We start from the raw sequence: 25,508 nt of genomic DNA on the forward strand, positions 1-25,508 counted from the left end.
ATTTTTATATACCTAGGCTGTATTTATATGCCCGCTTACCTTTGCAGTTTTTATTGGCGTGGTTTATGCAGTGGTCAATTAAAAGTGAAAGGCAAGAGCGTGAAGGGGCTGTTTGAAATTATGTAAGGTAACAAAGTTTCGTTCTATCAAAAGCAACTCCTAACACTACTGCATTTTGCTATTAGTCTTAGCAGTGAGCGGTAGTGCTGAGTTAGGCTCGCTTAGTTACCTAGTACGTTGGTTTCGCTTTTCTTTGATGATTTAGCAGCTTTCTTTTCTTTGGCTGTTAGAAGGGGTTTCTTTTTAGTGTCTTTTTTACTGTCTTTTCCTTTGCTCATGCTATTTGCCTCTATTAATCCATTAGTTGACCCGTTAAGCTGTATGAAACCAGCTTCCGTGAGCTGATGTTAGCGCATAAAGTGTCGACGCGCATTGTATATAGTTAATACTCTGCTAAAACGTAAAAGCTGGCCTCACCCTGGCCATATGAAATCTTCAGGAAGTAGACAGACTGCACCTTGCTCCACTACAAGCTAATTCTTTGTTTCTATAGGGTTAAGCTTATTTGTTAGCTGTGACTAAAGTTATTTTTTTGTCCGATAATTGAACCGAGCAATATTCTACGCTGGCTTTTAAGCGGCTATTTTCCTCCCAGAACGCCCAAAAAGCGCTGATTTTGCAAGTAGTGCACTGGCGTGGCTGGCTGGTCTGGATGTCATCAGCCCCTTTTAATCGGCTTCAAGCTAAATATTCGTTCTTCCAGGTGGCTGGGCAACACCCTCTGTGTTACCCAGCGCTGTTTGAGCCACGTTATTCGATGCTGGAACTGCTCTCTTCCGGTTCTAACTGCCCATGCCGCTGAAGCCAGTGCATCACGATCCAGCACAGTGCTGCCCAGCTAGCCCCGGCCGTCCAACCGGCAAGTACATCGGTCGGCCAATGAACCCCAAGGTAAACGCGGCTTATGCCCACCAGCAAGGTCAGCAATATCGCCAGTATCAAAAGGTAAGCCTTTAGCCTCAGCGCGGGCTGTACGCGAATGAGTAGCGCTGCCAGGGTGAGGTAGGTCACGGCAGACATCATTGAGTGGCCGCTGGGAAAGCTCGCGGTATAGACCATAGCTTCATGAGGCACGAGATCGGGGCGAGGGCGGTCAAAGCCCAGCTTCATCACAGTGCTGAGAAGTATGCCACCGGGCACCGCGATTGAGGCAAAGAGAGCCGCGCGATAGTGTCTGGCAAGTAACAGGTAGCCTAGGGCGCCCAATGTGATGAGTACTAGCACGCCGACACCGCCCAGTGCGGTGAAGTCCCGGCCCATTTCCTCAACCCAGCCTGGCCCGATCGGGTCGCTAAGATCTGCGGGGTTGCGAAGGGCGAGCAGTAGGCTCTCATCGATGCTACGGGTGTCCCCCTCGATAACTTCGTCGGCCAGCGCGACGAACCCCCAAATTCCACCGGAAAGTACCGCGACGCATAGCAGCATTGCTAGTTCGTAGCGGCCGAGCCGAGCCAGTAGGGAAAAGCTTTTGCGCCCAACTTGTCCAAGTTTTTCATGGTGCTTCATTTGCAACTCCTTTGCTTTGAGAAGGGGTACGCAGCGCCAATTCTGACGTTTTGACACGAGAAGTTTGGCAGGATAGTCAGACATTGTCGCCGAAGATCTTGCGCCAGTCGCGGGGGCTGACCTGATGGCGCTGCCTGAAATGTTGCCAAAACGAAGTTGCCGTGTGGCATTCGCGATTTTGGCTTCATCCTTGGGAGCGGCGTTGCCGCCAAGCTTATTGTGTTCACTGCCTATAAATGAAGGTGGTATAAAAGGCTAATTTCCAGCGATGGCAGCAATCATTATCTGGAAGCGTTGACGCTAAGAAGATTTTGAAAATCTGCGCGTAGAGTGGGTGAAAGTAAGCGCAGATTATTGCTCTAGGGGCACCTGGTTGGAGGGCTGATTTCGACCCAATCCGGATATCAGTGAGACCAGACGGCCACTACTGCGGCAGTAGATCGAGACAACTGGTATTGCTGGACACGGCCAAGAAATTGATAGCCCCCGCGATCACAGCACTCGCACCACCGGTCGACAGCACGGTCACGAGGATCGCCGCATAATCACTCCGAGCCTGCAGGCTCAGCGCTCGTCCCGATCTACCTGACATCACCAACCCAGCTCTCGTCGCCCGTAAATTTTGCAACAGAACCCTAACAGGTGCTTTGGCGCGGCTTGATGATGTCAGATGCTGCGAGGCGTCGGTCAGCCTCATCGATTAGCGCATCGAACGTCGCCAAAACAATATTGCGTAGCCACCGGGTGGCGGGGTCACCATCAAGTTCTGATTTCCACATCACCCGAAAAGACACGTCAGGCAAGGGTTCGGGAGGCTCAAATACCTGAATATCTTCACCCTGCGCGCCTCCTAGTAGACACAGCGCGACAAAATTACCCAGCATGTCGGTATTGTTTAAGACCGCACCAATGCCTGACCAACTGGCAGCGTGTAACCCAATTCGGCGTTTCAGACCTAAGCTGTCGAGCCGCTCTTCTACGGTTCCATGTGTTGCACCTGGAGTGCGCACAACGACATGAGGCCAACTCATCCAACTTTCCGTTGTCCAGTCATTTGAAGCTGGGTGTCCATGACGAGCGAAGACATAGCGTTTTAATGAGGGGAGAGCCTTAGCCTTCAATCCTGCCGGGAGAGGGAAGTTTGCGTTCCCAAAGGCAATGTCTATTTCGCCACTGACGATCTGACCCATGGTCTCCTTTGACAGGGGCTGCCATGCAAGGCCGGAGTTTGGTGCTTCTCTGTGCATCCTTCGGACAACTTCTGTGGCCACAATGTCCAAGCCGGGGCCGGCTATTTTGAAAATACGTGTGCTTTTCGAGGGATTAAATTCTGCTGGCGGCTGCACGGCGCGTTCAATCCGGGCGAGTATCGGCTGTATCTCTTGGTAAAGTGCGAGAGCCCTTGGACTGGGCTGCATAATTCCACCAACACGAACCAAAAGCGGATCACCAAGCTGGTCGCGCAACCGACCTAAAGCATGGCTGACTGCTGAAGGCGTCCGGCTGAGTTGTTCTGCGGCCCGATTGACACTGCCCTCATCCATCAACACACGGAAAACCAAAAGCAGGTTCAGGTCCAGGTTTCTAATCTGAATTTCATTCATGCTAAATGAATACTATTTGCTTTTATGACACGGAATTCCCAGCATAATGGTCTCGTACCGGTCAAAGATCAATATACAGCTGAAAGGAATTCACGATGGCACTCTCGTTACCAAACGCAAAGACTCTATTTGTTGATACTGGCCCAAGACTGGTGCTTGGAGGCATCTTCCTGATCGGCGCAATTGATGGGTTTTGGTACATATTCACTGGATCGCACCTCATCCACCCACCAACATCAGTAGATGGTCTGGCTTTTGAAGCCGCTCTCAAAGAGGTCGGATTTTTCTGGCCCTTAATGAAAGTTATCGAACTGATCGGCGCTTCGTTGTTGCTGAGCAATCGAGCGCCTGCACTAGGGTTGGCATTGCTTGCGCCTGTGATGGCGGTGATTGTGGCGTTTCATGTGGTGTTGAATCCCGCCGGACTGCCGCTCGCTGCCATCTTGGTGGCAACCGGAGGAATGACCCTTTGGGCCCAGTTTGACCGTTTCAAACCGCTGACAGCTTCTGGAACACCGAAAAATCTGACCAACGACGCCGACGGCCAGTATACGTGACCAGGAGTACTTCTACCTGGGACCTGAAGATGTGGCCTGCCATAGCTTCAGGCTCTAATACCCAGACGACTAAAACCGTGAGGCGATCCTCGGCGTAGGGATACCCAAGAACGTAATCGCCAAGCGCCGCAAAGACTGCAGGCTTACTATCCGCGATGCCATCATGATCATTCCGACCCCATAGACGGACGCCCAAGTTGCGCCAGGAGCGCCATCCGAACCGGTGTGATTCAAAGGCCGCAGTCGTCGGTGTCCGACCTGCTATCTTCCGTCTCTACCTGCCCACGCCGCTGCATCCAGCGCCCAGCTCACCTCGGCCGTCCAGTTGGCAAACACATCGGTCGGCCAATGAACCCCAAGGTAAACTCGGCTTATACCCACCAGCAGGGAAAAGCTTTTGCGCCCAACTTGTCCAAGTTTTTCATGGTGCTTCATTTGCAACTCCTTTGCTTTGAGAAGGGGTACGCAACGTCGAATCTGACGGTTTTATTGTGCCAGGGTTATCAATAGCGCGGAAAACCGCTTACTTCTAAGCCCAGTTGACGTTTTGACAGGAGACGTTTGGCAGGATAGTCAGGCATTGTCGCCGAAGGTCTTGCGCCAGTTGCGGGGGCTGACCTGGTGGCGCTGCCTGAAATGTTGCCGAAACGAAGTTGCCGTGTGGCATTCGGGAGCCAGGGCATCCCTATAGGATTCATACAACCATTTGATAACAAGCATAATTCATAACCTACGTTAGGTTAGTGAGGTCGGCAAATGTTTTAGAATGACGCTAATAAACCATTTGCCTGAGGGGTAACAGAGTGTCTCTCATCGATACAGTAGTGATGCGGGGCCTTAGTACTCAAGGTGCGCTGTCTCAGGAAGACAAAGCGCTATTGCTGGGTCTTGAACTCAGCCCTAGATACATGTCAGCTAGTGAGGTGCTCTGGCAGGAGAGCGAGGATGCTGATCTGTTCTGCGTGATCAAGGAGGGCTGGGCATACTCCTATCGTAACTTGAAAAATGGTTCAAAGCAGATCCTCAAGTTCTACCTTCCTGGCGATATCATAGGCATTCGTGATTTTGGCTTCACACGCCGCCTGGCAAGTGCGGCAATGATTAATAAAGGCGTGATCTGTCCATTCTCCTATCAGCAGCTTTTGAGCTCTTTGGGCGTTCAAGCCTAGCTGCCGGCATCGTGGCCACAGCAACGCGTCAGCAGGCGCAACTCTCCGAGCGGCTGATCTACCTCGGCAAGTATTCAGCCCACGAGCAACTGGCGCACTTTCTCTACGAAATTTATCTGCGACTCAAGCGGATCAAGGCCGTTAGGGATAATAGCTTCTTCATGCCGCTCACGCAGGAGCTGATTAGCGACGCGCTAGGGATGAGCCCGGTACACGTGAGCCGGACTTTCTCGATGCTGCGTGATGAGGGCTTGGTGATCCGAAACCGCCAGCACGTGAAGCTGCCCGACCCCGAAGCGTTGTCGCGGTTAGTCGAATTCAATGATAGCTATATCGATGAATTCCTATCTCCCTCGTTTTCTGAACTTTTAAAAGCGAGCCCGTAAAGCGCTGGTAGCCTCTATTGGCTGATCAAGCCCCCTCCAAAGCCCCCAGCTTCCACGAGAAGCTGGTTTCACCAAAAGCTAATTTTCCTCTATCACTTCCTCGACCCACTCTACCCAGGTTTCGGTAAGGCGTTGTCCAAGTCGCAATGTGTGCCAGGGTGCTCGCTGGGCGGGCGTCAACGATTGTGGATCGCTAAACCACTCCCGTTCGATGGCAGCGTAAGTCGTTAGGCGATCCTTGAGCTGCTTGCGGAAGTCGGTGAGCTCTTCGCGGCGGGCCTCCTCAGGCCAGCGTTCCCAGGCGAAAAACTTGGCAAACAATGGCTGGCGCACAGGGCTGGTAGACAAGGGCTCGGCGAGCCAGATGTCTAGCGCCTGACGCCCCGCTTCGGTGAGTTGGTAAACCTTGCGGTCGGGGCGTTCGGTTTGCGGCAGAGTCTCGCACGCCAATAGGCCATCGCCGCGCATTCGGTCAAGTTCGCGGTAGAGCTGCTGGTGGCTGGCCTGCCAAACATGGGCGAGTCCCGCTTTGAAGCGCTGCAGGATATCGTAGCCAGTGCCGGGCTCACGCTGAAGAGTGATTAATAAAACGGCGCGTAGGGACATGAGTAACCGTGTGTTTCGAACGTTATGCACATAGTTGCATAATAAAATGGCAGGGGCTAGCCTTATGCAACAAGTTGCATTTGCCGGGCAGTTGACTTGGCTCTCGGAGGTTTCATGGCGTTTACCCTGCATCTCTACGCGTCTCTTCTGGCCCTGGGGCTTGGGGCTATTCTGCTGCTTTCGCCAAAGGGCACTATGCTCCATCGAATACTGGGCAGCACCTGGGTGCTCGCCATGGCGTTCTCTGCCTTGAGCTCCTTCTGGTTTGGCGGCGGCGTTCTGCCGCTAATAGGTCACTTTGGGCCGATTCATCTACTTTCGTTGTGGGTACTAGTAGCTCTTGCCGTTGCAGTGGTGGCTATCCTCAAGGGGAGGGTAGAGCAGCATCGCGGTTGGATGGTTGGCGCCTATCTGGGGCTGGTCGGTGCTTTTGTCGGTTCCCTGGCACCAGGACGCTGGATCGCTGTTCAGCTGGGAATGTGGTGATGATTAAAAGCAAGCGTGTTAGATAGGGCCGCTGACCCCTTAGCAGGATACTCCAATCATTGTTGAGCTTATGCTAACTTAGCATTAACAACCTGTGAGGTAGCTTTCCATGTCTATTGAAATCTGGTTCGCCTTTGCTCTTGCGTCTGTGGCGTTGCTTGCCATTCCCGGGCCAACGATTTTGACCGTGGTCAGCTACTCTATTGCCCAAGGCAGGCGCGCCAATATTCCGCTTGTCGCTGCGGTGGCATTGGGTGATTCAACGGCGCTGCTCTTTTCACTGCTTGGCCTGGGAGCGGTGTTAGCCACCTCGGCATTTTGGTTCACCGTAATCAAGTGGATCGGCGGTTTATACCTGCTCTATATGGGCATCAAACTATTGCGTGCCGGTATATCCTCTGTGCAGCCAGTAACACCGGCGGTATCAGGTTCGCGCTGGAAGCTTTTCACCAATACCTATCTCGTTACTGCGCTCAACCCGAAGGGCATTATCTTCTTCGTCGCCTTTTTGCCGCAATTCGTCAGCCCGAACGCCGATGCTGGGCAACAATTGTGGATACTTGCGATCACGTTTGTGGCGTTGGCAACGCTGAATGCCACTCTTTACGCCGTATTCGCAACGTCGGTGCGCAAGATGCTGGCATCGCGTCGTGCCCAGCGTCGCTTCAACTTGGTTGGCGGAACGTTACTCTCTTCAGCGGGTGTCTGGGCGCTGCTTGCTAAGCGGCCTGTATAAGCAAAAGACGGTAAATTGGATGTGTTCGTATCGGGAGACAACTGTGAGTGAAACCCTTCAAGAACTGCTAGCGGAACTTGAGCAATTTGGCCAACAAAACGATGCTGCTATTTCTGAGCGCCCAAGACGAATGCTCAATATCACCCGTGATACGGGGGAGTTCCTATCGGTACTAGTTCAAGCAACCAATGCCCAACGAGTGCTGGAAATTGGCACCTCGAATGGGTACTCCACCTTATGGCTGGCTCAGGCAGCGCAGAGGATTGGTGGGCACGTTACCACCGTTGAGCTCTCCGAATTCAAGCTGGAGATGGCCGCGAGAAATTTTGACCGCTCAGGCCTCACTAAGGTCATCACTCAGCATCGGGGGGAGGCGGGCAGTATGCTTGAAAGCCTGGACGATGCCTGTTTCGATCTGCTCTTTTTAGACTCAAAGCGCTCTGATTATGTGCATTGGTGGCCGAATATCCAGCGAGTTTTACGCAAGGGCGGACTGCTTGTGGTGGATAACGCCACTTCCCATGCAGATGAAATGGCTGATTTTATGGCGCTGGTATCGGCAGACTCCAAGTTCACTACTTGCACTGTACCCGTTGGCAATGGCGAGTTTCTGGCAACGCGGTGCGGGTAACGCCTGCTTAGCGTTAAAGGCGCCCTAGCTGATTCAGAAAGCGGAAGTCGATTTTTCATCAGTGAACCTAAACCGTCAGAATATAAATGGAATAAACCATGATCAGAGATGCCGTAGAGGGTGATTCGGAAGCCATAGCGCACATTTATAACCACTACATCGAAAATACCGCTATTTCATTTGAAGAAAAGCCAGTATTGGGTTCAGACATTCAAGGCCGGATTGAAAACGTTCAGGGGGCCGGTTTGCCTTGGGTAGTGGCAGTGGAAGATGATGCTGTGGTGGGCTATGCCTACGCTACCAAATGGAAAGAGAGAAGCGCCTATCGATTTTCAGTTGAAGTCAGCGTCTACCTTTCCAATCAGGCGCACGGTAGGGGCTTGGGCGCAAAGCTGTACGAAACGCTCTTTTCCACGCTCACAGAGTGCGGTATTCATGCGGTGATGGGCGGTATCACGCTTCCCAACCCGGCCAGCGTTGCACTGCATGAAAAAATGGGTATGAAAAAAGTAGCCCATTTTGAAAAGGTCGGGTTCAAGTTCGATCAGTGGCACGACGTTGGCTACTGGCAGCTAAGCTTGAATACCTGATTGTGACTCGATACACAAAAATTAAGGCTGATGTGAGTGGGTAAGCATGGACAGTACTTGCCGCTTCTAGGCGTGTAGTCATTGGGTAAAGCGCAAACTCGCACTGTTTATGACGAGCTTTGAGGCAAGTATGACAATCACTGAAATTAAACGCCCACAAGAGCTGTCGCGCTTACGCCGCCTTGCCCTGGCTGCGCAAGGTTTGCTGCAGAATAAGCCTTATGGACGTGGCTTAGCCGGTGCCCGTAAAGCGATTAACCACCTGGGTTATGTTCAGATAGACACCATATCTGTGGTGGAACGAGCCCATCATCATGTTATTCACTCCCGGGTACCAGGGTTTGAGCCACACATGCTGAACCAGCTGTTGATCAATAAAGACATTTTTGAGTATTGGTCGCACGCGGCTGCATTTTTACCCATTACCGATTTTCGCTTTTCCTTGCCCTACAAAAACGCTATCAAAAGTGGGCAAACGCATTGGTTTAGATCACCTGATAAAAAGCTCATGGGAGAGTTGTTGGCTCGCATACGTTCAGATGGCCCGCTGCGGTCTCGAGATGTAGGGACTAGCAGCATCAAACGTGCAGGCTGGTGGGACTGGAAGCCCGCCAAAAAGGCACTTGAACAGCTGTATATGCAAGGCGATCTGATGGTCAGCGACCGCGACGGCTTTCAAAAGACATATGATCTAACCGAGCGGGTATTGCCATCCAACGTAAATTTAAAGATGCCCTCCATGGAGGAGTATGCGGCGCACCTTGTAGACCAACAATTGCGCTGTCATGGGTTTGCTTCACTCAAAGGACTGACCTATTTGCGCCGAAATGCAGAATTACGCAAAGCTGTGAATGCCCTGGTAAATGAAAGGTTGGCACAGGGCGATTTAGAGAGAGTAAAAGTGAGCAGTGGCGATGAATTTATATTGGAAAAGGGTGCACTCGAACGCTCCCTTCCTCGTTTGAAAGAGCGTATGTTGATTCTTTCGCCATTCGACAACAGTGTCATTCAGCGGGAGCGGCTCAAAGCGCTATTTCAATACGACTATCAGTTGGAATGTTATGTGCCCGAAACCAAGCGTCAGTATGGCTACTTTTGCCTGCCGCTTCTTTATCGCGATGAGTTTGTTGGCCGGATGGATTGTAAAGTCCATCGAAAAACCAGCCACTTAGAGATCAAGAATTTATATTTCGAACCACACCCTTTTGATGAACATAGAGTCGTTACTGCTTTTGTGGAAGCCATCGTTCAGTTTTGTCATTTTCAAAAATCTGACTCCGTCTCTTTGAATGCAGTCCAACCTGAACACCTGACTCAGCGGTTGCGCAGCGCGTTAAAACCCCTGGGGTGAAAGGATCTAGGCAGGGGGGGGTATCTAAGCTAGGCGTTGCTATTGGAAAAATTTTCCTCGGAGCCATGGCTTCAGGTACATGAATGTGTTGAATGACCGTTTCTAGCCGAATCAAAAACTTTCCTCCATATTAACAACGGGGCAGATGACGGCCTGCTGACGTAGATACGTTAGCTGCTATATTAGCGATAACGCTTAAGCGAGAGGATTGCACCAATGACAGGGACAAATAAACCATCAACGATAGCATTGTTGAGCGATAACCGGGTAAAGGTGCTCTTGGTCATCGCGATTATTGCGGTGGTCTGGGCCGTGGTGGCGCACACCATTGCGGGGTCGCGGGGAGACAGTATGGATGCGCTCGAAGCGCGTCTGGCTGAAACCGAGCGGGAGCATCAACAGATTCAGGCGGAGATGTCTGAGGTTGAAGCCGCGGAGCTTGATTTAGCAACACTGCAGCAGAGAATGAGCGCCCTTGAGGTTGAGCAAGCTGATGCTGAAGCCGAGCTAGCTTCGACGCGAGCAGATATTTCCCACGCTGAAGAAGATTTGAAGGCTTTACGGGGCGAGCGTGAAACCCGCGAAGAAGAAGTGGAGACCCTCAATGAGCAGGTCGACGAACGGCAGAGCAGCCTTGAAGAGCTGAATGAGAACTACGCCGAGGTAGAAAAAGAGAAAGAAGAGGCCGAAGCCGCCCGCGATGCCGCTCAACAGTCTCGTCAAGACGCAGAAGACGCTCGCAGCGAGGCTGAAGCAGACCTTGAAGCGCTCAACGCCGAGATTGAAGAAGCCGAAGCCGCCAGCGATACCGCGCAACAGGCTCGTCAAGAGGCAGAAGATGCCCGCAGTCAGGTTGAAGCTGACCTTGAAGCGCTAAATACTCAGATAGAAGAGGCCAATAACCAACTTTCAGCGGTCGGTGATCGGGTAAGTGAGTTAGAAACAACGCGTGATGCGCTCACCGTTGAAATCACTTCGCTCGAAGTGATGCGCGACGAAGCGCAAACGCCTGAGTGATTTACAGCCTTAACGAATAATACCTCGCAGCGAAGAACTCTAGACGTGTCTCCCCGTTACTTTAACGGGGAGGTTCTAGACGATATCTACTGCTCCGCCAAGGAGTGGTAGGTTCGCTAGAGCTTCATACTGAGTTGGATTATGTCCGCCTGTTTGTGGCCTACGATAACGACCGGCACCTTGGGCTGGGTAGCGTTGATGAACGCGACGAGCGCCACGCCTGCGAAGCGCCTTACACTCTACTGCACATTTCTTAATCCAGGCGATACTATCCGATGCATCGGCGATTTCTGTTACCTCTTTTTCTTTTGGGGTTGCTGGCCTCTTTGGCTGGCTGCGGGGAAACGCCCACCGGGCGCTCCCAATTGGCGTTAGTACCGAACGCGTTAATGGCTGACATGGGGGAAGATGCCTTTAATCAGCTACGCAATAGCCAGCCGATCAATCGCGATACGCAGGCTAATCAATTAGTGCAGTGCGTGGCCGAAAAAGTGGTGGCTGGCGCTAAGGCGAGCTACCCAGGGCTCGCTTTCCCTGAACGCTGGGAAGTGGTGGTATTTGAGGATGCTTCCCCCAATGCGTTTGCTCTGCCGGGTGGACGCATGGGGGTGCATAGCGGGCTACTGCGAGTGGCCGAGACGCCAGCCCAGCTAGCGGCGGTGATTGGGCACGAGGTGGGGCATGTGTTGGCGGATCATGGCAATGAGCGGCTTACCCAGCAGCTTGGCATTAAAGCCGTGTTATTGGTGGTGGGGTTATTAGGGGAAGAGGAATTTGGCAACCAGCAATTGATGCAGGCCTTGGGTATCGGTGCCCAGTTGGGCATTAGCCTGCCTTTCAGCCGCACTCATGAGGAGGAGGCCGATTTGATGGGCTTGGAAATTATGGCCCGTGCGGGGTTTGACCCGCAGCAGAGCGTGACCCTGTGGCGCAACATGGCTGCTAGCGGTGGTGGTCAGCCCCCTGAATTTCTTTCTACGCATCCTGCCCATGAATCGCGCATTCGGGCATTACAGCAAGGGCTGGAAAAGGCCACGGCCAGCTATCGTACGGTTAGGCCTGCTGAATGTTGAGGTGAGTGGCATCGCGTTATTGATAAAATAAGAAAAATTGCCACGTGACGTCGGGAGTGTGGGGCTGTGCCATTACAGAAACAACAGTATCAGGTGCATGGGTTAACCGGACAGTTTTGCGATGCCAGCCGTGAGTTTATGTATCGCCGCTCTATCCAGGAAAGCGTGCGGCTTGAGTTTAGCTTTGCTGTGAGCGTTGCGGCATGTGTCTTTGGCATGTTCGCGATTGCGGATTACTACCTGCTGGGCCTTACCAGGGAGTTCTATCTGCTGCTTACCATGCGAATAGTGGTGGTGAGCATTTGCCTGTTGGTGGCACTCGTTGTGCGGCGCTGGGGTGGCAATGATTACCGTGCTTGGTTGCACGCCTTACCGCTGTGGGTATTTGCCACGGGCATTATATTGATTGTCCCCCTACGACCCGAAAGCCTCCCCACTCAAATCACCGCGGTGGTGGCTACCATGGCGTTTTATCTTCTGATTCCCAATCCGCTAACAGTCGTGACAGCGGCCAGCCTCTATTTAAATATTGGCTTTTTAGTGGCTGCGGTGCTGTTCGCAAGTCTTGCCCCGATAGCGACGCTACTGGTCGCACTGTTGCTGATTATGGGCAGCGTTGTAGGGTTTTTCGCCCTGCTGCGCTTGGAATGCCTGCAGCGTAAGCAATATGCACTGCTTCAAGAAGAGCGAGAGAATAACCACCAGTTACACAAAGAGATCGCGCACCGAAAATCACTGGAAGAACAGCTGAGGGTAGTCGCTGAGCAGGACGCGCTGACCAGCCTGAATAATCGCGGCCATTTTATAAAACTGGCTAAAGATCTGTTGCAGCACTCGCAAACCCACAAGGTGCCATTCAGCCTGTTTATGATCGATGTGGATCACTTCAAACACATTAACGACACCTGGGGGCATAGCCATGGGGATTGGGTGCTAACCAAGATTGCCGAAGTCTGTGCAGAATCGCTGCGCCCAACGGATGTGATAGGACGTTTTGGTGGTGAAGAGTTTGTTGTCGCACTCCCAGACACCAGCTCGAGCGATGCGCAAATGGTAGCAGAGCGTTTGAAAAAGAAGGTGGCTGAACTTTCGTTAACAGAAGAGATGGGCAAACTGCGCCCAAGCGTCACCGTTGGCGTGGCGGCTACCGATTCAGAGGAAGCCGATCTGGAGTCTTTAATTAAACGAGCGGATGAGATGCTTTATGTTGGCAAACGCGCTGGGAGGAACCAAGTCGTCGTCTGCAGCGATGTTGTCGAAGCACCAGATTCACCCGTTGGCAACAAGTAGCGCTTTCCTATGCCCCCATCACTGCTGCTAATGCTCGCCGACACCCTTCTAATTCTCCATGTGCTGTTTGTGGCCTTCGTGGTGTTAGGCCTGGTCGCCATTTACGCAGGCTACTTCTTCAGCTGGCGGTGGGTTCGCAATAGAACCTTTCGTATCATGCATCTATGCGCCATAGGTTATGTGGTGGTTCAGGCTTGGCTTGGCGTGGTTTGCCCGTTAACCACCTGGGAAATGGCGCTGAGGGCAGAGGCAGGCGCCGTCACCTATTCGGGCTCGTTTATTCAGAACTGGCTGCACAGCCTGCTCTATTTCACTTTGCCGGAGTGGGTGTTTGTGGTGGTGTACACGCTATTCGGTAGCCTGGTGTTGGCCAGTTGGTTTGTGGTGAAGCCTCGACAGCACTCTCCCTAGAAGATGGGCGTGTACTAAACTTTGCGTATCATACTGTGCTTGGGAGCGAACCCATGCGGCACCTATACCTAATGCGGCATGCCAAGGCTAAACAGCCCAGTGGCGACATGACCGACCACCAAAGGCCGTTGCGAAAGCGTGGTAAACGTCAGGCAGCGGCGATGGCGCATGTGCTTCAGCACTGGCAAGCGTTAGAAGGCGGGATTTACGCCAGTACAGCGGCTCGCACGCGGGAAACCTTCGACGAGATCGCAGCGCAACTGCCTGATCGTACCCTGGTCAATCAGGTTCACTTCGATGAAGACCTTTACACGTTCGATGGTGGCGGGCTGCAGGCATGGCTCGAATCGCTGCCGAATGAAGCCGAAAGGGTGCTGGTGATTGGGCATAACCCGGCGCTGCATGATCTGGCTCGTTGGCTCGACAAGACCGCGCCGCATTCGCTGCCCACCGGGAGCGTGCTGCATTTCACGCTGTCCGGCTCTTCCTGGGAAAGCGTGAGGCAGGGCGGAGCCAAGCTGGCAGGGTGCCAGACCCCGGAAGCGGCCAGTTATCCTCTTTTTCAGCGCCTTGCCCCCCGACCACCCAAACGCAATAACGACACTACCAGCCGCATTCGTGACATGCTGGAGCACCAGTATCAGATGATCCGTACCTTGGAAGCTGGTGTCATCGCAGGTGTTGATCCTGAGTTCCTGCACCAGTACCGGGTCAATCTGCGTCGTAGCCGGGCAGTGGGTGAATCCGTGCGCGCCATTACCCGAGTGCCTGGCCTGAAAAAGATGCTTAAGCGGCTCAAGCAACGTGCCCAGGCTACCAGTGACCTGCGTGATATTGATGTGTTTCTGGAGGATATAGCCAAGACGCCCCCGCCGCTCACTTCTGGTAGTCGCCAGGGATTGATGCAGTGGCTCCAGGCTTGCCAGCGGGAGCGCCACCAGGCGCTATGTCAGCAGTTAAGTGCACCGGCGTATGCTGAAGAGATGGAGGCATGGCAGCACTTTATCGCTTCCGATGACGTTGGTAAGGCACTTTCGAAACTGACGCCAAAGCGTATCCGTACGGTACTGAATGAGCGTATCGCACGCCACGATGAAGACCTTGCAGCACTTTCGTTGGATACCCATGACACCGGGTTCCATGAACTGCGTAAGGGCGTGAAGCGGATTCGCTACCTGGCTGATCTGGATCCAGAGACCCCTGAGCCGTTTCTGTCCCAATTGAAGCACCGCCAGCGCCTGCTCGGGGAGTATCAAGACCTGTGTTCCCGCCAGGCCTGGTTGGATGCCTTTGTCGCAAACCCCGATAACGACTCGCAGCAACAGCAGGAGTGTGTTCAGTGGCGCGATTCGTTAGAGAAGCCGAAGCTTGTGCTGCGCAAAGAAGTATTGGCGTTGGAACCTCTGGCCAACGTGTCCCCGTAACAACGTAATTAGGTAGCCTTGCCGCCAATCGTTACGCGATATATGATTCGTATATGCTTCATATTCGTTTCATATATTAGGTGGTGTGATGGGTATCGTTAAGATCAATGACCAGTTGCATGAGGATATTCGCAAGGCAAGCACTGTCATGGTGCGCTCAATCAATGCCCAGGCAGAGTACTGGATAAAGGTGGGCATGCTGGCTGAGGCCAATCCGGGAATGACCTTCTCTGACATCATGCGTGAGCAAATGAAGCAAGCCGACGTTGAAGTAAGGAAGGTGGTCGGTGAGTGAGCTGACGCTAAAAAGCGAGGAGGAGTTGCGTTTGATGCGGGAAGCCGGACGGCTACTCGGATTGGTGTTCAGTCATCTCGACCAACGGATAGCGCCCGGCGTATCCACCATGGCTATTAACGATTGGGCCGAGCGTTATATCGTCGATCAATTGCAGGCTCGCCCGGCCAGTAAGGGGCAATACGATTATCAGTACGTATTGAATGCCTCAGTCAACCACGTGGTGTGCCATGGCATTCCATCCGATAAGCAAATACTCAAAATAGGCGATATCGTCAATGTCGACATTACCCTGGAGAAAGACGGCTTTATTGCTGACTCCAGTAAGATGTATCTGATCGGTGATGTGACTCCCTATGCCAAGCGCCTGGTCGATAAAACCTACGAGGCCATGTGGCAAGGAATACACGCGGTCAAGCCTGGTGCTACGTTGGGTGATGTAGGCTACGCAATTCAGCAATATGCCGAAAAACACGGATACTCTGTCGTTCGTGAGTATTGTGGCCATGGCATTGGTCGCGAAATGCATGAAGAGCCGCAGGTGCTGCATTACGGGAAGAGAGGCAGAGGCCTGGCGTTGAAAGAAGGGATGGTGTTTACCATCGAGCCTATGATTAATCAGGGCAGGGCCAAGATAAAAACCAAGCGGGATGGCTGGACGGTGGTGACCAGTGACAAGAAATTGTCTGCTCAGTGGGAGCATACGGTAGCGGTCACATCCTCTGGTTTCGAAGTGCTAACACTCCGTGATGACGAGTGCCTCCCTACTGAGATTAACCCATAACGGCCATGATCTATCCTCCTTCGTTTAAGCGCCCTGTATGTTTAAGGGCCGTAGCCTGAAATCGATCTGGCGAAGCATATCAGGTGCGTTAAGCTGAAATGGTGGATGTGGCATAGCTAGGCATGCTTTCTCTTGCATGGAGTCTATGATTCACCTATTCCATATCGCTTAACAGCTAAATGAAAAGGATGTCTACGATGGCGAAAAAACCGACAGGTAAAGGCAATACGCCAGCGGGTGAGTCACTCGCCACTGTTTCATGCGGTACCGAAAAATTGCTATTGGCAGCCTTAGAGCGGGGCGGCAGTTGCCTTGAAACCGGGCGCTTTCTGATTAGCTATCGTGAGGGGCGGGTAGAAGAGGGCATTAAGTCGCTAAAAGCCCAGAAATTTCGCATCGCTGATGCGCGGGATTTCACCGATCAAGCCGTTAGCCTGGAAGATGCCGGAGATGCTGAGGCAATGGTATTTCCGGAGATTGGAGTAGCGCTGGTAGGCGGCGATGCCCTACAGCAGCATGGCATGAGTGCGCTGGGTAAAGTAGCCGCGGATAGTCCCATCGAAATTATTGAGCCAGAGTATTTCGCTTTTTCTGAAAATTCTGAATATCTACGGGGTTTTTTGCGGGCAGCCAGCACCATCGCTCGTGATCTTGGCGTTGAGCTGGATTTGGAAGAAGGCGAAGAGAACCTTGAAGAGGACGCCCTTCGGCCAACTTGGGGGCTAAAACGCTGTAAGGTGCCGCAAAGTAGCTGGAGTGGCGCGGGTATAAAAGTCGCCGTTCTGGATACCGGGATGGATCTTGGCCACCCGGATTTCGAGGGTAGGGAGTTCGTTACCCGCTCATTCGTCGGGGAGCCGGTGCAGGATATTAACGGGCACGGTACTCACTGTATCGGCACGGCCTGTGGCCCCCAGGCGCCCGGTGAAAACACTCAGCGTTACGGGATCGCGTATGAGGCGCAGGTCTTCGTCGGCAAGGTGCTGACCAACTCGGGCAGCAGTACCGGGGCGGGCGTTCTCGCTGGCCTAAACTGGGCCATAGCCAACCGCTGTGAAGTGATCTCGATGTCGCTTGGCAGCCAGAGCCCGGTGCAGGCCGCCTACACCCATGCTGGTGAAGCGGCGCTGCGTAATGGGTGCCTCGTTATCGCTGCAGCGGGAAATTCTGCAACCAATACAGGGGCGCCTGCCAACTCGCCTACCGTGATGTCGGTGGCGTCTCTCGATCCGAACCTGAAGCCTTCCAGCTTTTCCAATCATGGCAAGATCGAAATTGCCGCGCCTGGGCGCGATATCTTCTCCTCATGGCCCCGGCCCACTCGCCATAAGACGATCAGTGGCACCAGCATGGCGGCACCACACGTGGCAGGCTGCGCGGCACTGTGGGCACAGTCTGATGCCTCATTACGGGGAAGGAAACTGTGGCAACAGCTAGTGGCTTCGGTGCAAGAGCTGCCATCACCTGAATCCCGCGTGGGAGCTGGATTGGTACAATCGCCTTGATGTTGGGCGACGCACTGGGCAGGCGCTCCTTTCTGGCCGCTCAGTGCTCTTACTATGGAGATATGCCAGATGCCAACGGTAGCGCTATGGTTGATCACTATTTCCAGCGATCAACCGATAAATGAAATGGCCACGCGCCTCAGCGCTGAAGGATTAACCATCCAGGAGGTGCTGGAGGAGATCGGCTGTATTACCGGCTCGGCTGACGATGCCACGGCGGAACGGCTGAAAAAGATCAAAGGCGTAGTGGATATAGCGCCTGATATGCAGATCGATATGGGGCCACCGGGCTCTGAGGAGACTTGGTAAGCTCGGTAAATATTTCACTGGGCTTAATGACGCTATGGTTTTAGTGGAGATGTGATATGGCAACCCTCGCAAAGAACACTGTTTGCCTTTGGTACGATGGTGGTGCAGAAGAGGCAGCACGCTTTTACGCTGATACCTTTCCTGATTCGTTTGTCAGGGCGGTTCATCACGCACCGGGAGACTTTCCATCGGGTAAGCAAGGGGATGTATTGACCGTCGAGTTTACCGTGATGGGCATTCCGTGCCTTGGACTCAACGGCGGGCCTGGGGTTACGCACAATGAGTCGTTCTCTTTTCAGGTCTCAACGAATGACCAAGCCGAAACGGATCGCTATTGGAATGCCATTGTTAGCAATGGTGGAGAGGAAAGCGCCTGTGGCTGGTGCAAGGATAAATGGGGAATATCGTGGCAGATAACGCCTGCCGTGCTGATTAACGCCGTTACCAATCCTGACCCTGCCGCCGCTAAGCGCGCATTCGACGCAATGATGCAGATGAGAAAAATCAACGTCGCTGACATTGAGGCGGCGCTTCACGGTTGAGTATAGGATTGGTTGACTCTTCGTTTAAATTAAGAATATTTCGCAAATCGGCTTAACTAGGCATTATGAGCATTGAACCTCAATATGTCGCTTACCATTAGCCACGTCAGGAAATCCTGATCTCACCGGTGTTTCCCGGTAGGTGGCGGGTGGAGTAAAGCTATCCAGTTTCCGGAAGCAGGTAATGATGATGAGTAAGCATGTGCCAATACCCACCGAATGGCAGGCCGATTTTCTGCTTAAGCAATACTCGCTGTCGCACCGACTTGGCTACTCGTTGTCTGGCGTGGTGTTGGTGTTTTTACCCATTTTTACTATTTTGGACGCGACACTGGTCAGCTACGCTGATGGGGAGTTGATATGGAAACATATTCTCTTCCGCCTGCCCGCCGTTATTCTGGCGATTACTTTTTTGCTGCTCCATCATAAGAAAGACCCGGGCTTTTGGGCTTATCCGCTATTGCTGACGTTGAATCTTTCAATAGTGGGCATGATGGCTGCCATGTTTGTATTGCACTATTCGGAGCAGGGCGGACGTCTTCTTTACATCACCCAGGGGCTAACCTTGGTCATTATTACTGTGGCTACAGCGACCGTCTACGGTGTTAGAGATCTGGCTTTGATATACGGCTTGCCGCTTACGGCAGTAATCGCTTTTATTGTTTTTTCAGGCAGCCCGTTTCCAGATAACCCCATTCATTTGACCTTCATTCCCGCTGCGATAGGCATAGGTGTAGTCATTGCCACTATGCTTTACCAGGAACACCAGCGTACTTTTATTGCCAGCCAGCAACTTGAGCATAGTGCTTTGACCGACGCGCTGACTGGCTTACCCAACCGGCGTTCGATGCAAACAGACTTACAGGCAGAGTGGAGTCGTGCTAAGCGTGAAGAACAGTATTTTGCCGTGTTGATGGCGGATTTGGATCGCTTCAAGGCTGTAAATGACCAGCATGGTCATGAAGTGGGTGATGAGGTGCTCACCATTCTTGCTACACGGTTCACTAATACTCTTCGGGGTGGAGACCGGGTTGCCCGCTGGGGAGGAGAGGAATTTTTGCTACTGATTCCAAGCGCCACCGAAGAGAGCGCTATGGCCGTCGCCGAAAAGGTACGTCGAGCAGTTGCTGAGCCGCCCTTTGCCACCTCAGCAGGCAACTTGGCGGTTACATTGAGCCTGGGTGTTGCGCTTCACCGCCAGACCGAGAGCATTGACGAAGTGATCAGTCGCGCCGACAAGGCGCTTTACCGTGCTAAGCAAGAAGGCCGCAACCGCGCGGTACTGGCTGGCGATTGATCGGGCACGGTATTTTCTGGAATTGCTTCAAACTCATAACGCATCTAACACATCAAAGTGATCGCAGTAAGCTATATCCACGAGCTCGACTTGGATATGGCTAGTTTTTAACGCTGCAACAAAATCGTGTGTTTGTTGGCGAAAAGCGGGCGGATCGCTTTCGGCGATCACCACTTGGCATGAGGGTAGTTTGCTGGAATCGGCAAATATAGGACTTAACGCAAGCGCTTGGGGTGGAGTGAGCTCCAGCGCTTCGTTAACGTAGGTATCCACCAATGGTGTTAGGTCATAAACGCCGCTAACCAGTATCAACTTATCAATGGGTATATCACCACTGGCGGCTACCCAGTAGGCTAGCTGGGCACCGGCGCTATGGCCGCCTAATACAATAGACCACACGCCACCGTTATCCGCGAGGGCGTTGCATGCCGCCCCAATCCCCTCAATGCATTGGCTCACCATGGTGTTAATGGAGGTTTCCGGTGCTAAGCCGTAACCCAGGGAGGCGAAGGCCATACCACGGGCCAGGTAGCGTTCAGCCAGAAAGTCCGTCGCGGTGTTATCCAGCGCCTGCCAGTAGCCGCCGTGAATAAATAGCATCAATGGCCAGGGGCCCGCGGTACTTTCCGGGACGAACAGGTTGAGACGGGCCGCCGGATCTTCACCGTAGCGCAGGGTAATCGGCTGGTGGCGTGCCACCAGGTCGATACCTAAAGCTGCCTGGCGCGTTAAAGTGGCTTCGAAATCCCGAGCGAAATGGCTCGGCGAGTAGGCGAGGTTCAGGGGTATTTCAGTCATAACATACCTCTATTAGGTAACGGCATCACGCACATGAAACTGCGGATCCTGGTACTCACCGCTTTCCATTACCTCGCGGAAGTGCTGGGCGGCCTGCCAAACATCTTCAAAACTGAGATACAGCGGGGTAAAACCAAAACGCATTAGGCCGGGTTCCCGGTAGTCGCCGATCACACCGCGGGCAATCAAGGCTTGAACGATAGCGTAGCCGTTTTGACTATCCACCAGTGATACCTGGCTGCCGCGCTCACTGGCTGATGGGGTTATATCGTCAATATTATGAGTGGTAAAAATATCGCTTAAACACTCTCGAAACAGGTCGCTCATTGCCAGACTTTTTTCTCTCAGCGCCTGCATGTCCACCTCGCTCCATAGGGCGAGTGAGGCTTCCAGAGCGGCGTAGGCAAGTGCCGAATGGGTGCCAGTGCGAAAGCGGGAAATATCCCCCGCTGGGGTGTAATCCGCTTCAAAAGCGAAGGGCGATGCATGGCCGTGCCAGCCGGAAAGCGGCTGCCAACCTTTGTCTTGGTGATCGCTATGCACGTATAAAAAAGCTGGCGCGCCAGGGCCGCCGTTAAGGTACTTGTACGTACAGCCTACGGCGTAGCGAGCACCGCAACCGTTTAGATCAATGGGCAGTGCGCCTGCGGAATGGGCCAAATCCCAGATGACTTCCGCGCCGTGGTCGTGCACCAGTTTCGTGGTGGTGGCTATATCGCGTAATTTGCCAGTACGGTAATTAACTTGGCTCAGTACCACCACGGCTACACCGTCGAGGTGTTCGGCCAAGTTGCCTCCTTCGGGCAGGAAGCGGTGCTCGGCGCCACTCACCTGGCAATAGCCTTGGGCGATGTAGCCATCGGTCGGGAAGTTGCCGCCTTCGCTAAGAACCGCCTGGCGACCCTCCTTGCCTTGGCCGAGGATATACCCCAGCAGCTTGAAGATATTTAGCGTGATATTGTCAGTGACGCTTACCTCACCGCGTTGCGCACCAATCACCGGGGCTAGCAGATTGCCCAAGCGTTCCGGAGCATCGAACCAGCCCTGGTTCCAGCCTTTGATCAGTTGGTCGCGCCATTGATCCAGAGTCTCATCGACCGCCTGTTTGGCGGCCTTCGGTTGAGCGCCCAGTGAGTTCCCATCAAGATAAAGCACGCCTTCAGGCAGGGCGAAATGGCTTTTAAAGTCTGCCAATGGGTCTTGGCGGTCACGCTCACGAACACTATCCAGGCTTACAGGCATATGGCTGCTCCGAAAAATTGTATGTCGCTGTTTTGAATATCAAGACGGTAGTTAAACTGGGTGCGCAGCAGCGCGCCAAGTGCTTATATCGTCGTCCGAACACTCCACAGTTCCGGGAAGAACTGAAGATCCAGCGCTTTGACCAGATAGTTCACCCCAGCCGTTCCGCCTGTGCCGCGTCTATAGCCAATGATACGCTCGACCGTTTTCATGTGGCTGAATCGCCAGCGCTGAAAGTTGAATTCGACATCCACCAATTTTTCAGCAAGCTCGTATAGATCCCAGTGTTGTTCGCTGTTGCGGTAGATTTCCGTCCAGACCGCTTCCACCTCACTACTGGCGGTGTAGGGAATACTCCAATCGCGTTGGGTTTTGCTTTCCGGGATGCTGAAACCGCGTTTGGCAAGCAGCTGCAGCACGATATCGTAAAGACTGGGCGAGTGGAGGGATTCCTGAAGTTTTTGGTAGTGTTTGGGTTTTGATCTGTGGGCTTCGATTAGCTTGGCGTTCTTGTTACCCAACAGGAATTCCATTTCCCGATATTGATAGGACTGAAACCCAGAGCTTTGGCCAAGGCTGTCTCGGAAGCTGGCATAGTCGGCGGGGGTCATGGTGACCAACACTTCCCAGGCCTTGATAAGCTGTTCCTGAATTCTGGAAACCCGCGATAGCATCTTGAAAGCAGGGCGCAGGTTATCTTCTTGAATATGCGCTGCGGCACCATGAGCTTCGTGAAGGCAAAGTTTGATCCATAGCTCCGATACTTGATGGATAACGATGAAGAGTAATTCATCGTGTTCATCAGAAGCCGGATTTTGGCAAGCAAGCAAAGGTTCCAGATCCAGGTACTGGCCGTAGCTAATATCCTGATCCCAATGAATGGCTTCATTATCGACGCTGTTTTCTTCAGGAGTCGTCATTTTATTCTGCCTTGGTTGCTGTGCAATGTGTGGTTGTTGTCGTTTGTTTGCAAGCCTGTTCTTTAGGTTCACCTAAGTCCCAGAGTATACCGGCGGCGAGCTTCAGACCCTGCTCGATAATCGTTTCGAGCAGGTACTGATACGATCACAGTGTTTTATGAGAAAGGTGATCTTGAGCAATGCTATGTCGACATTCCCTTTCTCCCTAAGCTTGCAAAGTGATGTGTGAACGTCGGATATTGAACTTGGTAGCTACTTTTTTCACTAGCTAGGCATTCATTGTCTAGCTTTTCATAGACCGGCTTTTACTGACGAATGCCTACTATAAGGAAGAACCATAGTGCTCACTATCATCATCACCGTGGCGATCATCGCCGTTATCGCGTTTTACGTCATCGGTATCTACAACCGACTTGTGTCTTTGAAAAATCGCTTTGAGAACGCCTTTGCGCAAATTGAAGTGCAACTTAAGCGTCGGCATGACCTGATTCCTAACCTTGTCGAAACTGCCAAAGGGTATCTGAGCCATGAGCGGGAGACGCTGCAGTCCGTCATCGAAGCTCGTAATACAGCCGCCGCTGGGCTAAAAGCGGCCGCGGCAAACCCAGGCAGTGCCAAAGCCATGGCAGACCTGGGCGGCGCAGAAGGTGCACTGACTCAGGCAATGGGGCGGCTCAATGTGGTCATGGAAGCCTACCCGGATCTAAAAGCCTCAGAAAATATGCAGCAATTGTCAGAAGAGCTAACCAGCACTGAAAACAAGGTGGCCTTTGCGCGGCAGTCATTTAATGACGCCGTGATGCACTACAACACCTATCGGCAGAGCTTCCCGCCAGTGGCAGTGGCGGGGATGTTTGGCCATGGGCAGGATGCCTCGTTGTTAGAGTTTGAAGACAGTGCCCAGATTCAAGTGGCGCCGACGGTGTCGTTCTAAGCTCAGGGAAAACGCGACATGGATTTTTTTACCGCGCAGGATAAAGCTCGTCGTAAAACCGGGCGTCTGGTCGTTTTGATGGTACTGGCAGTACTCGCCCTGATTGCTGTTACCACGCTCGCAATTACCATCGCGCTGCATCTAATGGGGGAGCAATCTGCTACACAAACCAATCTTTCTGCTCAGGGGATGTGGTCGGCACTCTCGATTGAACTGGTCACTGGCGTTGCTATTGCGGTGTTGGCCGTCGTGGTGCTGGGCGGGCTATTTAAACGCAGTCAGCTAAGGCGTGGTGGCCGGGTAGTGGCAGAAGCCCTTGGTGGACGCGAGATCAATCTTAATACCCGTGATGCTGATGAGCGGCGTATTCTCAATGTGGTTGAAGAGATGGCGATTGCCTCTGGAACGCCAGTGCCCTCCGTGTATGTGCTGGAGGAGGAGAGCATCAATGCCTTCGCCGCAGGTTATCAAACCAATGACGCAGTGATCGGGATTACTCGTGGCACGATCCGAAACCTGACGCGGGATGAGCTGCAGGGCGTCGTAGCTCATGAGTTTAGCCATATTCTGCATGGTGATATGCGGTTGAATATGCGCCTGATCAGCATCCTCCATGGCATTCTAATCATTGGCTTATTGGGCGGTACACTGCTGCGTAGTATGCGTTTTCGACGGGTGGGCGGTGGAAAACGTGACAACTCAGGCGCTGTCGTTTTAGCGCTGGGGGCGGCGCTAATGCTGATCGGCTACGCGGGTACCTTCTTTGGTAACTTGATCAAGTCGGCGGTTAGTCGGCAGCGTGAATATCTGGCGGATGCCTCTGCGGTGCAGTTTACCCGCAACCCTAAGGGGATTGGTAATGCACTGGTTAAAATCGGCTCGCACAGCCAGGGTTCTCACCTGCAAGCGACACAAGCGGCGGAATTCAGCCACCTGTTCTTCGGTCAAGGCGTGCGGCAGGGGTTTAGCCAAATGATGGCCACCCACCCGCCACTTAAAGATCGCATCAAGCGGGTAATGCCGGACTGGAATGGCCGCTTCGAAGCCACTTTGCCCACCCCGCAAGCCGAGAGTGACGCACCAGAACCAGAATACAACAATGAGCGGTCTGGCGCGGATCCGACGCTTGGGCGAGGAGCCGGATTGGGAGCAACAGCGGCTGTGTTAACCGGAGCCTCTGCACAAGCGGCCATTAACACCATGGGTCAGCCTGGTCAGCGCCACCTTGCCCAAGCTAGAGCAACGCTAGAGGCGCTGCCTGAGCGGATTAAAACCGCCGCCCATGAGCCTTATGCTGCCCGTGCTTTGGTCTATTCGCTGCTGCTCAGCCAGGATAAGACAATGCGTCATCATCAGCTTAAGGCGTTGCATCAAGTTGCACTGCCAGATGTTTACCGAGCGCTGATGGATTATGGCCCTGAAATGTTGAGGCTGGATGTACAGTTACGCTTGCCACTGATTGAACTGGCGCTGCCAGCGTTACGCTCGCTCTCAATGGAGCAGGCCCAACACTTTCGCCTCTGTATGGAACGGTTGATCGAGGCAGATGGTCAGGTCAGCCTGTTGGAGTGGACGCTATATCAGTTGGTGTTGAATAACATCAGCAAGCAAGGCAGTGGGCCTGCAAACCTCAAGATAAACGACCTGCAACGGGAGTGTCAGATGCTACTGACGGTGCTTGCCACCGCCGGGCAAGATGACCCGGTTGAGAGAAGCGCTGCGCTTAATGCCGCTGAGCGTGAGCTGCCATTCTCATTGAGGGCCACTGACGATATAAGTGATATGCGTGCACTCAGCCTGGCGGTTGAGCGCTTGCGACGTTTAAAGCCTTTGCATAAGCCCGCGCTGTTGCAAGCGATGGCGCGCTGTATTGAACATAGCGGACGTATTTTGCCCGCCGAAGCCGAACTGTTCCGTGCCATGGCCGATATTCTCGATTGCCCAATGCCGCCACTGTTATCAGATGAGGCATAGGCAGCCATTCG

Annotated in this window: 28 protein-coding genes; 21 read left to right on the forward strand and 7 right to left on the reverse strand. The window is 53.1% G+C overall.

All coding sequences use genetic code 11. From position 1 onward, the window contains the following. Positions 1 to 810: 810 nt before the first annotated feature. Both HALTITAN_RS05290 and HALTITAN_RS24450 read right to left on the reverse strand, forming a co-directional pair. Positions 811 to 1,566, reverse strand: a complete 756-nt coding sequence (locus HALTITAN_RS05290; protein ID WP_022523767.1) for a phosphatase PAP2 family protein — start codon at positions 1,564 to 1,566, stop codon at positions 811 to 813. Positions 1,567 to 2,201: 635 nt separating this feature from the next. After that, complete coding sequence (locus HALTITAN_RS24450) at positions 2,202 to 3,170, reverse strand: LysR family transcriptional regulator (protein ID WP_009286476.1); 969 nt, start codon at positions 3,168 to 3,170, stop codon at positions 2,202 to 2,204. A gap of 95 nt (positions 3,171 to 3,265) precedes the next feature. Here HALTITAN_RS24450 and HALTITAN_RS24455 point away from each other — a divergent pair, with 95 nt between their 5' ends. Beyond that, positions 3,266 to 3,727: a hypothetical protein gene (locus HALTITAN_RS24455; protein ID WP_009286477.1), complete on the forward strand. Its 462-nt coding sequence runs from the start codon at positions 3,266 to 3,268 to the stop codon at positions 3,725 to 3,727. A gap of 261 nt (positions 3,728 to 3,988) precedes the next feature. On the opposite strand, the gene HALTITAN_RS25105 is transcribed toward HALTITAN_RS24455, so the two are convergent. Further along, positions 3,989 to 4,162: a phosphatase PAP2 family protein gene (locus tag HALTITAN_RS25105; RefSeq protein WP_167522516.1), complete on the reverse strand. Its 174-nt coding sequence runs from the start codon at positions 4,160 to 4,162 to the stop codon at positions 3,989 to 3,991. Positions 4,163 to 4,530: 368 nt separating this feature from the next. Between HALTITAN_RS25105 and HALTITAN_RS25930 the strand changes: the two genes are divergently transcribed. Both HALTITAN_RS25930 and HALTITAN_RS25935 read left to right on the forward strand, forming a co-directional pair. Beyond that, the gene (locus HALTITAN_RS25930; protein ID WP_236614928.1) at positions 4,531 to 4,896 is read left to right on the forward strand and encodes a cyclic nucleotide-binding domain-containing protein; all 366 of its coding nucleotides are present in this window, start codon (positions 4,531 to 4,533) and stop codon (positions 4,894 to 4,896) included. 11 nt (positions 4,897 to 4,907) lie between these two features. Next, positions 4,908 to 5,282: a Crp/Fnr family transcriptional regulator gene (locus HALTITAN_RS25935; protein WP_236614929.1), complete on the forward strand. Its 375-nt coding sequence runs from the start codon at positions 4,908 to 4,910 to the stop codon at positions 5,280 to 5,282. Between the two features lie 78 nt (positions 5,283 to 5,360). Here HALTITAN_RS25935 and HALTITAN_RS05315 read toward each other — a convergent pair whose 3' ends face one another. Further along, complete coding sequence (locus HALTITAN_RS05315; protein ID WP_039858268.1) at positions 5,361 to 5,888, reverse strand: PadR family transcriptional regulator; 528 nt, start codon at positions 5,886 to 5,888, stop codon at positions 5,361 to 5,363. Positions 5,889 to 6,002: 114 nt separating this feature from the next. Between HALTITAN_RS05315 and HALTITAN_RS05320 the strand changes: the two genes are divergently transcribed. From HALTITAN_RS05320 to HALTITAN_RS05395, 16 genes are all read left to right on the forward strand, one after another. Further along, positions 6,003 to 6,374: a DUF2306 domain-containing protein gene (locus HALTITAN_RS05320; protein WP_039858269.1), complete on the forward strand. Its 372-nt coding sequence runs from the start codon at positions 6,003 to 6,005 to the stop codon at positions 6,372 to 6,374. A 109-nt stretch (positions 6,375 to 6,483) separates the two neighbouring features. Beyond that, positions 6,484 to 7,110, forward strand: coding sequence for a LysE family translocator (locus tag HALTITAN_RS05325; protein ID WP_027959191.1), 627 nt, complete (start codon positions 6,484 to 6,486; stop codon positions 7,108 to 7,110). Between the two features lie 43 nt (positions 7,111 to 7,153). After that, the gene (locus HALTITAN_RS05330) at positions 7,154 to 7,741 is read left to right on the forward strand and encodes an O-methyltransferase (RefSeq protein ID WP_039858271.1); all 588 of its coding nucleotides are present in this window, start codon (positions 7,154 to 7,156) and stop codon (positions 7,739 to 7,741) included. 98 nt (positions 7,742 to 7,839) lie between these two features. Beyond that, positions 7,840 to 8,331: an arsinothricin resistance N-acetyltransferase ArsN1 family B gene (locus HALTITAN_RS05335; protein WP_009286479.1), complete on the forward strand. Its 492-nt coding sequence runs from the start codon at positions 7,840 to 7,842 to the stop codon at positions 8,329 to 8,331. A gap of 130 nt (positions 8,332 to 8,461) precedes the next feature. After that, the gene (locus HALTITAN_RS05340; RefSeq protein WP_217920570.1) at positions 8,462 to 9,682 is read left to right on the forward strand and encodes a winged helix-turn-helix domain-containing protein; all 1,221 of its coding nucleotides are present in this window, start codon (positions 8,462 to 8,464) and stop codon (positions 9,680 to 9,682) included. Positions 9,683 to 9,898: 216 nt separating this feature from the next. After that, entirely contained in the window at positions 9,899 to 10,699 is an 801-nt protein-coding gene (locus HALTITAN_RS05345) for a coiled-coil domain-containing protein (protein ID WP_009286481.1), read from the forward strand. Between the two features lie 275 nt (positions 10,700 to 10,974). Then, complete coding sequence (locus tag HALTITAN_RS05350; protein WP_009286482.1) at positions 10,975 to 11,772, forward strand: M48 family metallopeptidase; 798 nt, start codon at positions 10,975 to 10,977, stop codon at positions 11,770 to 11,772. Positions 11,773 to 11,838: 66 nt separating this feature from the next. Beyond that, positions 11,839 to 13,062 carry a GGDEF domain-containing protein gene (locus HALTITAN_RS05355; RefSeq protein WP_009286483.1) on the forward strand — a complete coding sequence of 408 codons (1,224 nt, stop codon included), beginning with the start codon at positions 11,839 to 11,841 and terminating at the stop codon, positions 13,060 to 13,062. Between the two features lie 9 nt (positions 13,063 to 13,071). Continuing rightward, positions 13,072 to 13,473 carry a DUF2784 domain-containing protein gene (locus HALTITAN_RS05360; protein ID WP_039858274.1) on the forward strand — a complete coding sequence of 134 codons (402 nt, stop codon included), beginning with the start codon at positions 13,072 to 13,074 and terminating at the stop codon, positions 13,471 to 13,473. A 53-nt stretch (positions 13,474 to 13,526) separates the two neighbouring features. Beyond that, the gene (locus HALTITAN_RS24460; RefSeq protein ID WP_051051886.1) at positions 13,527 to 14,897 is read left to right on the forward strand and encodes a CHAD domain-containing protein; all 1,371 of its coding nucleotides are present in this window, start codon (positions 13,527 to 13,529) and stop codon (positions 14,895 to 14,897) included. An 88-nt stretch (positions 14,898 to 14,985) separates the two neighbouring features. Next, entirely contained in the window at positions 14,986 to 15,192 is a 207-nt protein-coding gene (locus HALTITAN_RS05370; RefSeq protein WP_022523750.1) for a ParD-like family protein, read from the forward strand. Continuing rightward, positions 15,185 to 15,976, forward strand: a complete 792-nt coding sequence (gene map / locus HALTITAN_RS05375; protein WP_009286484.1) for a type I methionyl aminopeptidase — start codon at positions 15,185 to 15,187, stop codon at positions 15,974 to 15,976. The genes HALTITAN_RS05370 and map overlap by 8 nt, the downstream gene beginning before the upstream one ends. Positions 15,977 to 16,173: 197 nt before the next feature. Then, positions 16,174 to 17,481 carry a S8 family serine peptidase gene (locus tag HALTITAN_RS05380; protein ID WP_039858276.1) on the forward strand — a complete coding sequence of 436 codons (1,308 nt, stop codon included), beginning with the start codon at positions 16,174 to 16,176 and terminating at the stop codon, positions 17,479 to 17,481. 69 nt (positions 17,482 to 17,550) lie between these two features. Beyond that, complete coding sequence (locus tag HALTITAN_RS05385; RefSeq protein ID WP_035578737.1) at positions 17,551 to 17,790, forward strand: hypothetical protein; 240 nt, start codon at positions 17,551 to 17,553, stop codon at positions 17,788 to 17,790. A gap of 56 nt (positions 17,791 to 17,846) precedes the next feature. Beyond that, positions 17,847 to 18,332 carry a VOC family protein gene (locus tag HALTITAN_RS05390; protein ID WP_009286486.1) on the forward strand — a complete coding sequence of 162 codons (486 nt, stop codon included), beginning with the start codon at positions 17,847 to 17,849 and terminating at the stop codon, positions 18,330 to 18,332. Positions 18,333 to 18,516: 184 nt separating this feature from the next. Next, positions 18,517 to 19,629: a GGDEF domain-containing protein gene (locus tag HALTITAN_RS05395; protein WP_152419227.1), complete on the forward strand. Its 1,113-nt coding sequence runs from the start codon at positions 18,517 to 18,519 to the stop codon at positions 19,627 to 19,629. A 33-nt stretch (positions 19,630 to 19,662) separates the two neighbouring features. Here HALTITAN_RS05395 and HALTITAN_RS05400 read toward each other — a convergent pair whose 3' ends face one another. The 3 genes from HALTITAN_RS05400 to kynA all read right to left on the reverse strand — a co-directional run bounded on the left by HALTITAN_RS05400 (position 19,663) and on the right by kynA (position 22,589). Continuing rightward, positions 19,663 to 20,427 carry an alpha/beta hydrolase gene (locus HALTITAN_RS05400; protein WP_009286488.1) on the reverse strand — a complete coding sequence of 255 codons (765 nt, stop codon included), beginning with the start codon at positions 20,425 to 20,427 and terminating at the stop codon, positions 19,663 to 19,665. A gap of 12 nt (positions 20,428 to 20,439) precedes the next feature. After that, positions 20,440 to 21,669 (reverse strand): kynureninase, encoded by a 1,230-nt coding sequence (gene kynU / locus HALTITAN_RS05405; protein WP_009286489.1) that lies wholly within the window; start codon positions 21,667 to 21,669, stop codon positions 20,440 to 20,442. A gap of 83 nt (positions 21,670 to 21,752) precedes the next feature. Continuing rightward, positions 21,753 to 22,589, reverse strand: coding sequence for a tryptophan 2,3-dioxygenase (gene kynA, locus HALTITAN_RS05410; protein WP_027959205.1), 837 nt, complete (start codon positions 22,587 to 22,589; stop codon positions 21,753 to 21,755). Between the two features lie 337 nt (positions 22,590 to 22,926). Here kynA and HALTITAN_RS05415 point away from each other — a divergent pair, with 337 nt between their 5' ends. After that, positions 22,927 to 23,523 carry a LemA family protein gene (locus HALTITAN_RS05415; protein WP_176316235.1) on the forward strand — a complete coding sequence of 199 codons (597 nt, stop codon included), beginning with the start codon at positions 22,927 to 22,929 and terminating at the stop codon, positions 23,521 to 23,523. Positions 23,524 to 23,541: 18 nt separating this feature from the next. After that, positions 23,542 to 25,497 carry a M48 family metallopeptidase gene (locus HALTITAN_RS05420; RefSeq protein WP_039858278.1) on the forward strand — a complete coding sequence of 652 codons (1,956 nt, stop codon included), beginning with the start codon at positions 23,542 to 23,544 and terminating at the stop codon, positions 25,495 to 25,497. Positions 25,498 to 25,508: the final 11 nt, after the last annotated feature.

Origin of the sequence: Vreelandella titanicae BH1 (assembly GCF_000336575.1) — a bacterium.
In the GTDB taxonomy this organism is placed as follows: Bacteria; Pseudomonadota; Gammaproteobacteria; order Pseudomonadales; family Halomonadaceae; genus Vreelandella; species Vreelandella titanicae.